The sequence below is a fragment of the Mesorhizobium sp. M1169 genome, from assembly GCF_040318345.1.
GTDB lineage: Bacteria > Pseudomonadota > Alphaproteobacteria > Rhizobiales > Rhizobiaceae > Mesorhizobium.
Window position 1 is genome coordinate 20,349 of sequence record NZ_JAMYME010000019.1, and the last position, 12,414, is coordinate 32,762.

Genomic DNA, 12,414 nt, shown 5'->3' on the forward strand with positions numbered 1-12,414 from the left:
TTGAACTAAAAGATTTGCCGTAAAACTTATCGGGAACGTTTGCTTTGCAGTTACCCGGTCTGTGTTATTTAGAGTACCATCATGTTGCAGCGCCTCATATCCGATCGAAAAATACATGTCCTGGTCGCGACGCCCTCGGGCGTTTCGGGGCAGGGCGGCATCGACCGCATCATGGGCGCGCTGAAGCAGGAGTTCGAACGGCAAGAAATCGCCGACATCGATGTGTGCTTCCTTGCCAGTCGTGGCCCGGGGCATGTCGGACTTTCGATCTTCTATATGCTCGGTTTTTGCTTACGGATGCTTAAAGCGCGTCTGGCTGGACGCGCCGATGTCATTCATATCAACATCTCGGTTTCCGGCAGCACCTACCGCAAGATGGTGATCGCCGCCTGCGCACGGCTGCTGTCGATACCCTATGTCCTGCACTTGCACGGGGCGCAGTATCAGACATTCTGGAAAGCCGACCGCGGTTTCATTAGCCGCCGTATCAAAGCTCTGTTCGAGCATGCCGATCGGGTGATCGTTTTGGGCAGGCTTTGGCGCGATTTCGTCGCCAGCCGGGCGCCGGGCGCAGCCGGCAATATCGTGATCGTGCCCAATGCGACCGAAGTCCCGTCGCTGGCGCATGTCGGCGGCGGCGACCATGTGCATATCCTGTTCCTGGGCCGCATCGGCGACCGCAAGGGCGTACCGCAATTGCTCGAGGCACTGCACCGCATGAGCCCTGTCAAGAATTGGCGCGCCACGATTGCCGGCGATGGCGAAGTCGAGGCGGCACGGGCAAAATCGGCCGCGCTGGGGATTGCAGACCGGATCGCCTTTCCGGGTTGGGTGGGACCGGACGATGTCGCATCGCTGATTTCTTCGGCCGATATTCTGGTTCTTCCATCCTTCGCCGAAAATCTGCCGATGTCGGTGATCGAAGGCATGGCAGCCGGTTTGGCGGTGGTGGCGACCCCGGTTGGCGCCGTCGAAGACATAATCACCGACGGGCAATCCGGGCTGCTGGTGCCGCCAGGCGATGTTACAGCGTTGACCGAGGCGCTGAGCCGCCTCGCGGAGAACCCGGCACTGCGGGCAAAGCTTGGTGCCGGTGCCATGGCCGTGCATCGGGAACGGCTTGAGCTCGCCCCGTTTGTCGGCGCAATCTGCGATGTCTGGCGGTCGGCCGCGTCAAGCCGTCAAACGGTCAAGCGCTGAGGCCGACGATCGCGGCGGCGCGTCGAGCCTGAATTCGCGGTGGAATATCTCCAAATTCAACAGCGCCCATATCAGCTTTTCGTGGTCTGCAGCACGCGTGGTGTGTTCCGAGACGATTTGATCTAGCTGTTTCGGACTCAGATAGCTGCGAATGACGGAGTGAGGCGAGCAAAGATGGTCATGCACGTAGTTCCTCATCGATCCGCGAAACCATTCGGCGACCGGTACCTTGAACCCGACCTTGCGGCGGCTGAGAATTTCCTCCGGGAGGATATTGGCCATGCTGTCGCGCAGGATCTGCTTGCTGTGCAACCAACCCAGCCTGTAGCGATCGGGCAATTTGCTAACGAATGAAACCAGGTCTCGATCGAGGAACGGCATTCTTCCTTCGATTGAACCGGCCATCATCATGTGGTCGCCTCGTTCCAGGAGATTGTCGGGCAGCCACGATGTCTGATCGAAAAACAGCACGCGGCGAAGATGGGAAGCCGCAGCGCTTGACGAGAACGGAAAGTCGTTGCGCTCATAACGGCGATTTGCGGACGCGCCGATCAGGCAAGCGCTCTGCTGCGCCGAAACGGCTCCAAACCAGGAGACCATCCGGGCGGCAAAGTCCCTTTCGCCCGCGGTGCGGGCAAATGTATCGACCTTGGCCGACGCGCCCGGCATGGCGCGTGCCAAAGGGGAAAGGACGTTATCGTGCAGCGAGGCTGGAACAAGCGACTGGTAGATCCCGGCCAGTGATTCCGCGCGATGCTTGGGATAGCCGCCGAGAATCTCGTCGGCTCCTTCTCCGGTGAGCACCATCTTGACGTCTTGCGAGGCTCGCTCCGACATCAGGTAAATTGGAATATCGCTGCTTTGCGAAACAGGTGCCCCGCGTTGGCGAACCATCGTCGGCAGATGATCCATCAGATCGCCTGGCTGGATTACAAGTTCGCAATGATCGGTCTTGAAATGATCGGCAACGCGTCGGGCGAATGCAAATTCGCTATAGGCTGCGTTGTCGAACCCGACGGAAAACGTGCGAATGGGCGTGGCGCTGTGCGTGGCCATCAGCGCGACGATAGCCGAGGAGTCGAGCCCTCCGGAGAGAAAGGCCCCAAAAGGTGCATCGCTGCGCATCCTGATCTCGACGGAATGGTCGAGCAATTCCAGAAATCGCCGCTTGGCGGTTTTTCCGTCGATCCGCTCGGTAACGGCCGCCTGGTCCGGAGGCGTATAGTAGCGCGTTTCCTTGACTACCCCTTGCGACCAGACAGCATAGCTTCCGGGATTGAGTTTGCGGATCTGTTTGAAGAGCGTGCGCGGTCCCGGCACATAACGCCAGTTCAGATACTCGTGCACGGCATCCAGATCGAGTTCCTGAGCATCTTGCTGCGATGACAACAATGCGTTGATCTCCGAGGCAAATAGCAGCAATTTTTCGCTTTGCATGAGGTAAAGCGGCTTTTCCCCGAAGGGATCCCGGGCGAGGATCAATTCCTGCCTCTGAGCATCCCAGAGTGCAAAGGCGAACATGCCACTCAGCCGGTCGAACATTGACAAGCGCCACTGATCGTAGGCTCGGAGCAGCACCTCGGTATCGGAGCGCGTTCGAAAATGATGGCCAAGGCCGATCAGTTCCTGGCGCAGCTCGATGTAGTTATATATCTCGCCGTTGAAAATTATTTTGAGACGACCGTCCTCAATCTGCATCGGCTGATTCGACTCGGGCGCTAGGTCAATGATCGCCAGGCGGCGATGAACCAATGCCAATTGTTGCTCGCCGGTATTCAGGTCCAATATCTCGGTGCCTTCGGCATCGGGACCGCGATGCCGCAATGCGTTTGACATTCTGGCGGCCCGCTCTTGTGGATTTTTAGCCCTTCGCCCGATCCATCCGGCAATTCCACACATTGTTCCCCCCTAGGCGCGCGCATTCCCCACTCAGTACAACAAATGTGTTAAACACTTCGTGCCAATACAACCCAACCGGGAGAAAGCTGCCACGGGCCGTTCCTCGATCGAGCCTGGCCGTCAGGGGTTGCCACCGGTTGTTCGCTGGTGAGGGCGAGTGATGGCACCTATGGCAGGCCCAATGCCTGCAGCATCTCCGGGTCGGGAACCGGGGGACCATCGGGCGGGATGAGGCTCATCCCATAGGGATTGGAGAACTCCCAGGCAGACCATGGGATCGCGAAGCGTTCGGCCTCTTGGCGCACTGCCTTGAGATAGCGCGAACGGTCGGCCTCAAAGGCGCCCATGCGGCCGTCCGCGGACATGAGGATAGCGCCGAATTCGCCCATGAAGAGCCGCCGGCTGGGAATGCCATGGCCTTCAGCCCAGTCGACAGCCTGGCGAAAGCTCGCCTCCAGTTGGCTCTGGCCCCAGTTCTGCTCGAAATAGTTCGCGATTGCTTGGCGCGCGGTGGCCATGTTCATGACCTGCTCGACCCTGCTCAAGCCGGCAGCGTCCATCCGCGCTCTAAGGGTTTCGGTCACCACTTCGGGTGTACTGCTGTCGGCCGGCCAGGGAAGTCCCGAAGCAAAGCTGATCGTGTCATCGGGCCGCTGGTGGGTGAAGCTGTGCGGCTCATACATATGGAAGCTGTAATAGAGGTTTGGGTCATCAAAGCCGGGGCTGAGGTTGACCAATCCGGCAATGCTGCCGCCGCAGGCGCCGGTTGCAACGATGGTAAGTTCGCTGCTGACCGCTCGAATGTCGTGGACGGTCCCTGCCATGATCCGCTGCCAGTGATCGCTGCCGCTCGCATCGCAAGGGTAGTATGCGGGCTCGTTGTAAGGTTCGAGGGCGACTTTGTCGGTGCCTATCTTGACCAGCATGGCGGCGACCGCCACAACCATTTGACGATAGCGGGCAACGCCCTCGCTGTCGGCGCCGCCATAGATCATCTCCATGCTGTAGTCGGGAACCTGAGTGACGCCATGCAGGTCGAAAACCACCTTGAGGCCGGTCGACGTGATCCGCTCGACGGCGGCGGCAAGTATGTCCAGCGCCTGCTGCCGCTTGGCGTCCCCGCTGGCAAGCAGCGGGCCGGGATCGACGCTCAGCCGGACGAAGTCGAAGCCCATCGATCGGATGTGGGCAAACACCTCCCCGGCCGGCCAGTCGGTGAGCGGCCTGCTTTCCGCAAGCCACTCCTTTTCGCTGCGATAGGGCGGCCAAACGTAGGTTCCGTCTTTCGCCACCGGCGACCAGTTGAGCCACTGATGCACGCCAACGCCGCGCTTGAGAGGGATGGGCTCTGCCTCGGCCGCCACAAGCAAGGCGAGCACCCAGGAAACAACATACACCGCTTTTCGCATCGCTCCCTCCGCATGCTCGCGGGAGATATTAACCGCAACGAGCGGGAAAGAAGATTGCCGGCCCGCAGCTTTTCGACGGCATGGTATACAAGGACCGAAACGTTGACGGGGCGTGCATGAGAATCGGCTGGTACATCAACCGATTGCGCAGCATGGGACCGGCCGAGGTGTTGCACCGGCTGGGCGAGCAACGTCGAAGGATCGCGTCGCGCCGCCGCGATGATGGGTGGGAGCGCTATCCATCGCCGCAGTTGCACCCAGTGCTGCCCGGATTTCGCCATGCTGCGCTGGCAGCGACCGACGCTCAACGGCAGGCCATAGCGGCGGCCGCGCAAGAGATGCTGCATGGCCGGTTTTCGGCACTCGGGCGGACATGGCCAAAGCGTGAGCCCGATCGTTTGTTTCCTGCTGAGCTTTGGCGTCTTGATCCGGTAACCGGCAGGCTTTGGCCTGGCGCCGAGGCTCATACTTTCGATATCGATTTTCGCGATGGCGGCGACCTTGGCGATATAAAATATGTCTGGGAGATCAACCGGCTGCAGCAATTGCCAGTACTGGCTGCACACCTGCTCCTCAGCGAGGACAATCGATCCCGGAGTGCCATTGAGGCGGCAATCGGCAGTTGGCATTCCGCCAATCCGCCGTACCGAGGCATTGGCTGGGCTTCCGGCATCGAAGTAGCGCTGCGAGCCATCAGCCTGATCGTCACCCTGGACCTTATCGGTGACCGGCTTGACCCGGCGACGCTGCGGAAAGCCGGTGAGATACTCGCGGCAAGCGCCTATTGGCTGCCGCGGTTTCCGTCGCGATATTCCTCCGCCAACAACCATCTCGTCGCAGAGTTGGCTGGCGAATATCTGGTTGGCCTGGCGCTCGGGGCCGAATCCGAAATTGCCCGCAGCGCCCTCTTAAATGAGACGCACAAGCAGATTCTTGCCGACGGCGCCGGTGCCGAGCAAACGCCGACCTATGCAGCCTTCAGCGCCGAACTCATCTTGCTGTGCGCCGCCGCGGCGCGCCAGGCGGGAACGCCGTTTCCCTCGGCCGCCGAAGCGCGTCTGGGCGCCTTCGCCAATTTCGTCGGCTGGCTGCCACAGAAAGCCGCCCGCTTCGGCGACGACGATGAGGGCCGTGTGCTGAAGCTGGGCGACGAGCCGAACTATATCCGATCCGTCGCGGCCGCCATCCACGGCTTACTGGGGACGCCGGGCAACGCGCCGGAGCCTGACGATTTTCGTTCGCTTTTCTTTGGTGCGCCGTCAGGCCCGGCGCCCGCGGTGCATGGCTTACAGACATTCACGCAAGGCGGGCTCTCCGTCTGGCGCGGAGCAATGAATGGCCGCAATGTCGAACTGACGTTCGACCATGGACCGCTCGGCTATCTCTCGATAGCGGCGCACGGCCATGCCGACGCGCTGTCGCTCACCCTGTGCATCGACGATGAGCCGGTGCTGGTCGATCCCGGCACCTGGCTCTACGGTTCGGGAGGCGCATGGCGCGACTGGTTCCGCTCCACACCGGCGCACAACACGCTGAACATCGAGGGCAAGAGCCAAAGCACCATCGCTGGAAATTTCAACTGGTCGCACAAGGCAGTCGCAGCGCTGATGGAGAGCGAACCGGAACCGCACTGGAGGCTGAGCGCCCGGCATGACGGCTATAGAAGCCGCTTCGGCGTCGTGCATCAGCGCACTTTGGCGCGCCAGGCCGATGGCATCCTCATCACCGACCAACTGCTCGGCGGCAGGCGCCAGTCCGAGATCGTCTTCCAACTGGCCGCCGGCCTCCTTGCCGAGCGGCACGAAGATACGGTCACGGTATTGTGCGGCGACGAGGTACTGTTGGCCATCCGCTTTCCTGATGCTGTGCTCGATATCGGCGCCGGCGGTGACATGCCGGGCCAAGGCGGTTGGGTTTCACTGCGTTTTGGCACCAGGCAGCAAGCCGAACGCATCGCCTGGCACGGTGAAGTGGGCGAAGCCGGGATCGATATCCATCTTGCCCCAATTCACCCGCCGCGACAGCAAAAACCGGTGCCAACGTAGAGTTGCCGGGCGAGTTCCAGCCGTATTCGACATTAATTACGTTTGGACATTTAGCGGTTTCGTTACCGTTGATCTGCTAGTCTCGCACCATCCAGCCTGCTTTGCCCGCTGCGCCCCGCAACAGCCACTGGTTGCAGGCGGCGTAGCGAGTTTGGCGGGAATTTTGTGCTTTGCTATTCGCCAGATCGCCTTCTTACGACCCCCAGACTGCCTTCTTACGACCAGGAGCCGCTGCATCAATGTTTTCCGAATTTGCCAGAGCGATTGTGGAAAAGCTTTCGAACGTCAATCTGACCACGCTCGGCCTGCTTCTCCTCACCGCACTGGGCAGCGCGGTGATCGCCTACTGGCGAACTGCCGAACATAAGTCCCTCAGGGACTTTTTCGACTTCGCCTTCCCACAGGAAGTCATCCTGCACCCGTCGGCGCGAGCCGACGCCATGTTCTGGATCACGAAACGGGCGATGATGCCTTTCCTGCTTATTCCTGCCGGCGTCACCTTCGTCGTCGCGGTGGGCTATGGCACACGCGAGGCAATTGGCTGGCTCCTTAACATCCACGCGCCGCTTCTCGGCGGCCCGGCGGGACCGGTGACGATCGTCATCTTCACCGCAACCATGCTGGTCGCCTATGATATTTCATACTACCTCTACCACGTCGCCCAGCACCGTTTCCCGTTCCTGTGGGAATTGCACAAGGTACATCATTCGGCCGAGGTGATGGTGGGGATCACCAAGGACCGGGTTCATCCGCTGGACGATCTGATGAACCGTATGTGGGATGGCGTCATCCCGGGCATCTGCTTCGGGATCTGGAGCCTGATCGCACTCGATCCGGTAGAGGTCGCTATCTTCGGCATCAACGTCTACGTCATCCGCAACATCCTGATGATGGACTTTGTTCGCCATACGCATCTCAAGATATCGTTCGGCCCGTTGAACAGCATCATCCTGTGTCCGCACTGGCACCAGGTGCATCACAGCATCGACCCTCGTCACTACGATAAGAATTTCGGTCTGCTTTTTTCGTTCTGGGATCGTCTGTTCGGAACGCAATTTGTCCCGGAGCCGGATGAAGACCTGAAATTTGGCCTGGTCGATCGCGATGTGCGCGATTACCAGTCGCTCTTTGGGCTCTACATCCTGCCGCTCAAGAAGATGGCAAGGCATGTCATGCGACTGTTTCACAGACGGCCCAATGTGGTCGCGCAGCCACAGGACAGTTCTCCTTCATGAACACCGCTGTTTCCATCGACGTCCTAGGCGCGGAGCGCCTGGAAATCGTCCGTTCGGCGGATCGCCTGGCTGCGGTCGAAGCCGCTTGGATGGAGCTTTGGCATCGTACCGACGGGCTGATCTTTCAAAGCCATGCCTGGATTTCGGCATGGTGGAGTACTGTACAACGGCGTGACCAGCGCGCGTTGCGGATCGGCCTGGTCTGGAAGGGCGAGAGACTCGTTGCTGTCGTTCCGCTAGCGATCGGCAGGCGCAGGGGGCTGCGGTTTCTCGAATGGGCGGCCGGCAGCTATACCGACTATGGGGATATTCTCGTTGCTCCGGAATGCTCGTTATCGGCGCTGCAGGAGCTATGGACCCAACTGTGCGACGCCGGCGGCTTCGACCTTGCCTTGATCAATCGTCTCTCACCGGATGCGGCGGCCCGCAAAATTTTCACGCCGGGAGCTTCCGACGGCATCAGGCTTCGTCCGTTTCACCGAACGGAAGTCAGCTATCGCGTTGCCGGACAATGGGAAAGCGGAGCGGCATGGTTCGCGGACCAGTCGAAAAAGACGCGCCAGAACTATCGGCGCGGCATCAAAGCGCTGGAAGAAACCGGAGAGGTGAGATTTCGCCTGCTTGCCCCCGACGAGCCGCTGCAACCGGTACTGGAGCGCCTCGCGGCCTTGAAGCGGAAATGGCTGACCGAGCGCATGCGTGAATCAGATCTGTTCGAAGAGGGCGTGCCGGTACTCGCCGCGCTCGTCGATGCGTTGGCGCGCGCCGGCGTGCTGCATATCTTCGTCCTCGAATGCAATGGCGTGATGGTCGCGGTGTCGATCAACTTCGTCCAGCACGACGTGATGATGGCCTTCGTGACGACGTTCGATCCGGATTTCGGCCGGGCGTCGCCGGGTGTGATCCTGTTGATGGATTACGTGCAGTGGTCGATCGATCACGGTTTGAGCATGGTCGATTTCCTCTGTGGCGCAGAGTCGTTCAAACACAAATTCTCAACGCAGGCGGCTACGCTGGAATCCGTCATCGGAACGCGCACGGCACAGGGCGCGCTTGCATTTCTTGCCGATCGTGTCCTCCAGACGGTCAGGCATATGCGCGAGCGGTCATCGGCACCACCAGAGGGACGCGATGCGCCCGCTCAAGCCGAAGCAGCCTTGGACTAAAGCGCGTCGCGTTCGATCGGCCTCATGCGACGCGCTTTAGATTCTTGTTTATACATGTCGTTATCGCAAAACCGCTGCACACTTTTGCGCGACATGCTTTAGAACGGTTCATCGTTTCACGGAAACGGCCCGCTCGCAAAAAGCTCAAATGAAGCGCGGTATCGGACCGTTTTGCGGCGTGGTGCGGTCGCCGAGGTCGAGGAAGATTTCGTCGATGTAGCACCATCCCCAACCTTCCGGCGGATCGTAGCCTTCGATGACAGGATGGCCGGTTGCCCGAAAATGCTTGGTGGCATGACGGTTGGGCGAGTCGTCGCAGCAGCCGACATGGCCGCATGTGCGGCAGAGCCGCAGATGCACCCACTGCGAACCGCTCTTCAGGCATTCCTCGCAGCCGAGCGCGCTCGGTGTCACGTCGCGAATGTCCCCGGCGTGCCTGCATTCGTCTGCCATCATACGCTCCTGACCAGTTGTGGCGCCACGGCGAGACTGCCGTTTCGCGCGAGATATGCATGCAGCGCTGCAACCACCTGGGCGCCTTCGCCGACGGCAGCGGCGACGCGTTTGATCGAGCCGGAGCGCACGTCGCCGATGGCGAACACCCCGCCGCGGTTCGTCTCCAGCGCACCACGTTCCTGGCCAATGTCAGGCCCAGTGCGAACGAAGCCCTTCGCGTCCAACGCCACGCCGCATTGCGCCAACCAGTCGGTGTTCGGATCGGCGCCGATGAACAGGAAGAGGTGGCGGATCGGACGTGCTGTCTCGGTGTCGCGGTTGCGCCAGCGCACTTTGCCAAGATTGCCGTCGTCGCCTTCCAGTGCCGCAATCTGCGTCTCAGCCAGCACTTCGATGTTCGGCTGTGCCCTGACGCGCTCCACCAGATAGCGCGACATGCTCGCATCGAGGCTGCTGCCGCGCGCCAGCAGCCATACCTTCTTCACATGCGCCGCCAGGTAGACGGCAGCCTGACCAGCCGAATTGCCGGCGCCGACCAGGGCTACCTCTTGCCCTGCGCAAAGCCGCGCTTCGATCGGCGAAGCCCAGTAATGCACGGAGCTTCCCTCGAACTGCGCCAGGTTTGCCATGTCGAGGCGGCGATAGCGCGCTCCGCTGGCGATCACGACCGTGCCCGCACGGTCTCCCCACCGCCGACGGCGAGCGTATAGTGGGCACCGGACGTGTCGCTTACGCTGCCCAGCAGCTTCGCCTCGTCCGGTATCACCATCTCGACGCCGAATTTCTGCGCCTGGTTGTAAGCGCGCGCCATCAGCGCCATTCCCGAAATGCCGGTCGGAAAACCGAGGTAGTTCTCGATGCGCGAGGAGGCACCCGCCTGTCCGCCGAAGGCACGGCAATCGAGCACGATCGTCGACAACCCTTCGGAAGCCGCATAGACGGCCGCCGCGAGGCCGGCCGGTCCGGCGCCGACAATGGCCACGTCGTACAGCCTGCCGGCGTCGATCGGCCTCACCAGGCCGATGCAGCGGGCAAGCTCGTTCTCTCCGGGATTGAGCAGCAGCTTGCCGTTCGGACAGAGCACGATCGGCAAATGGTGGATGTCGACATGGAAGCGTTCGATCAGGGTCCTGGCGCAGGGATCGGCAGCCGAATCGAGAATGCGATGCGGCTGACCGCTGCGAGCCAGAAAACCTTGCAGCCTCAAAACGTCGCCGCTGTCGACCGGTCCGACAATGATCGGGCCGGCTGTGCCGCTCTCGAGCAGGCCGACACGGCGCAGGATCAGCGCCCGCATGACGCGCTCGCCGAGGTTTGCTTCCTGCACCATCAGGTCCCTCAGTCTTTGCGAGGGGATGACGAGCGCCTCGACCGGCTCGACCGCCTCCACATCCACCAGTGAGGGTCGGGCTGAAAGCTGCGCCAACTCGCCGACGAAATTGCCTGCACCGTGCGTGACGATTGTTTCGCGCCGGCCGAAGCTGCCGCCCTGGATGATATCCACCTTGCCGGACAGGACCACGATCAGACCGGGCGCCAGCTCGCCGGCTTTGACGATCTGTTCGCCTGCAGCATAGGACACGGCTTCGCCGAAACGGCCCATGCGGTCCAGATCCGCCTCAGCCAGCACTGGAAACATCTGATCGCGACGGGCAATGGAGATCGGATTGGCGGGTTGAGACATGGTTCGAACCTATCGCCGGTTTCCGACAGTTTGAAGCGGTTTTTGCGGCTTGCGGCCGGTAGGAACCTGGCCCGCCTGTCGGTAAACGCTGTGCCCTTCGCTTCGCAGTTAACTGATCGCGGCCGTGCGACGGTGTCGTCGCGACGTGCCTCACGATCCGTTGCATCTCCTTGATTTGTTTGATTTGCGCATCCCGGCAAACCCGGCGCATGCTGCTTTAGCCGGCACCTGCCTAAGCCGGCCAGGCCCGGCGCGCCGTCCTGTGTCAAACTCTCGGCCGCCGGGCTTCTGGACAGCAGAAAACGGCCTGTGTCCGAGCACTCCGCAAACTGGCCCGCGGCCTGTTGTTCGGCGAGTGCTCAGGCAGCTACCTGAAGCACAATCTTGCCGCGCGTGTGCTGCTTCTCGAGCTGTTCCTCGGCCCTGGCGACTTCCTCAAGAGGATAGATTGCCTGCACGAATGGCCTGACCTTCCCGGCGTCGATGAGGCGGCTGATCTCGGCAAGCTGCGCCGCGTTCGGCTTGGTCAAATAGGAAACGCCGCGAGCCCGATGCAGGCGGGCCTTCTCCGCCGACGGTTCGGAAAGCGTTGAGACGACCGTCCCGCCGGGCTTGAGCACGTCCCACGAGCGGTCCTGTGTTTCACCCGCTACCAGGTCGAAGACGAGGTCGACGTCCTCGACAAGCTCCTCGAAGCGCTGGTTCTTGTAATCGACCGCCTGGTCGGCGCCAAGCGCGCGGACGAAATCGAAATCCTGCGCGGAAACGGTCGTCGCGACAAACGCGCCCGCGGCCTTTGCGAACTGCACCGCCAGATGACCGACGCCGCCGGCGCCGCCATGGATAAGGACCCGCTGCCCGGATTTGAGGCCGCCGTGATCGAAAAGGCCTTGCCACGCGGTAAGGCCCGCAAGTGGCACGGCGGCGGCTTCGGCGTGGCTTAAGCGTTGCGGCTTCGCCGCCGCCTCCGTTGCCTTGACGACGACATATTCGGCGTTGCCGCCGCGGTCGTTGCCGAGCATGGCATATAGCGGATCGCCCTTCTTCAGCGTATGGGCCCGCGTGCCGCACAGTTCCACCACGCCGGATACGTCGCGGCCGAGCGTGACGGGCAGATCCGCGCCCGAAGAGCCCTCGCGAACCTTGTAGTCGACGGGATTGACGCTTGCCGCGTAGACCTTGAGCGTGACCTCGTCGTCACGCGGCTGAGGCAACGGAACCGCGTCCAGCGAAAGAACCTCCGGTCCACCAAAATCGTGGATACGGACGGCCTTCATCGTAATCATGGCTTGCTCCTCGTCGGGTTGCAGTCCAGTTCGC

Annotated in this window: 8 protein-coding genes and 1 pseudogene; 4 read left to right on the forward strand and 5 right to left on the reverse strand. The window is 61.4% G+C overall.

Translation table 11 applies throughout. The features are described from left to right. The first annotated feature begins 81 nt into the window (after positions 1 to 81). Positions 82 to 1,200 carry a glycosyltransferase family 4 protein gene (locus NKH41_RS19140; protein ID WP_352769432.1) on the forward strand — a complete coding sequence of 373 codons (1,119 nt, stop codon included), beginning with the start codon at positions 82 to 84 and terminating at the stop codon, positions 1,198 to 1,200. Here NKH41_RS19140 and asnB read toward each other — a convergent pair. Both asnB and NKH41_RS19150 read right to left on the reverse strand, forming a co-directional pair. After that, a complete protein-coding gene (asnB, locus tag NKH41_RS19145; protein WP_352769434.1) occupies positions 1,174 to 3,099 on the reverse strand; it encodes an asparagine synthase (glutamine-hydrolyzing) in 1,926 nt (641 codons plus the stop codon). The two genes, NKH41_RS19140 and asnB, sit on opposite strands and share 27 nt — an antisense overlap. Positions 3,100 to 3,266: 167 nt before the next feature. Next, the gene (locus NKH41_RS19150) at positions 3,267 to 4,508 is read right to left on the reverse strand and encodes a glycoside hydrolase family 5 protein (protein WP_352769437.1); all 1,242 of its coding nucleotides are present in this window, start codon (positions 4,506 to 4,508) and stop codon (positions 3,267 to 3,269) included. 116 nt (positions 4,509 to 4,624) lie between these two features. Between NKH41_RS19150 and NKH41_RS19155 the strand changes: the two genes are divergently transcribed. The 3 genes from NKH41_RS19155 to NKH41_RS19165 all read left to right on the forward strand — a co-directional run bounded on the left by NKH41_RS19155 (position 4,625) and on the right by NKH41_RS19165 (position 8,954). Next, complete coding sequence (locus NKH41_RS19155) at positions 4,625 to 6,553, forward strand: heparinase II/III family protein (RefSeq protein WP_352769439.1); 1,929 nt, start codon at positions 4,625 to 4,627, stop codon at positions 6,551 to 6,553. 239 nt (positions 6,554 to 6,792) lie between these two features. Then, the gene (locus tag NKH41_RS19160) at positions 6,793 to 7,788 is read left to right on the forward strand and encodes a sterol desaturase family protein (RefSeq protein ID WP_352769441.1); all 996 of its coding nucleotides are present in this window, start codon (positions 6,793 to 6,795) and stop codon (positions 7,786 to 7,788) included. Further along, complete coding sequence (locus NKH41_RS19165; RefSeq protein ID WP_352769444.1) at positions 7,785 to 8,954, forward strand: GNAT family N-acetyltransferase; 1,170 nt, start codon at positions 7,785 to 7,787, stop codon at positions 8,952 to 8,954. Before NKH41_RS19160 ends, NKH41_RS19165 begins: the two co-directional genes overlap by 4 nt. A gap of 144 nt (positions 8,955 to 9,098) precedes the next feature. Here NKH41_RS19165 and NKH41_RS19170 read toward each other — a convergent pair whose 3' ends face one another. The 3 genes and pseudogenes from NKH41_RS19170 to NKH41_RS19180 all read right to left on the reverse strand — a co-directional run bounded on the left by NKH41_RS19170 (position 9,099) and on the right by NKH41_RS19180 (position 12,380). Then, positions 9,099 to 9,410 (reverse strand): UBP-type zinc finger domain-containing protein, encoded by a 312-nt coding sequence (locus NKH41_RS19170; RefSeq protein ID WP_036238601.1) that lies wholly within the window; start codon positions 9,408 to 9,410, stop codon positions 9,099 to 9,101. After that, a pseudogene (locus tag NKH41_RS19175) lies at positions 9,407 to 11,094 on the reverse strand (FAD-dependent oxidoreductase). The gene NKH41_RS19170 and the pseudogene NKH41_RS19175 overlap by 4 nt, the downstream one beginning before the upstream one ends. Positions 11,095 to 11,453: 359 nt before the next feature. Beyond that, on the reverse strand, positions 11,454 to 12,380 hold the full coding sequence (locus NKH41_RS19180) for an NADP-dependent oxidoreductase (RefSeq protein WP_352933335.1): 927 nt from the start codon (positions 12,378 to 12,380) through the stop codon (positions 11,454 to 11,456). Positions 12,381 to 12,414 lie beyond the last annotated feature (34 nt).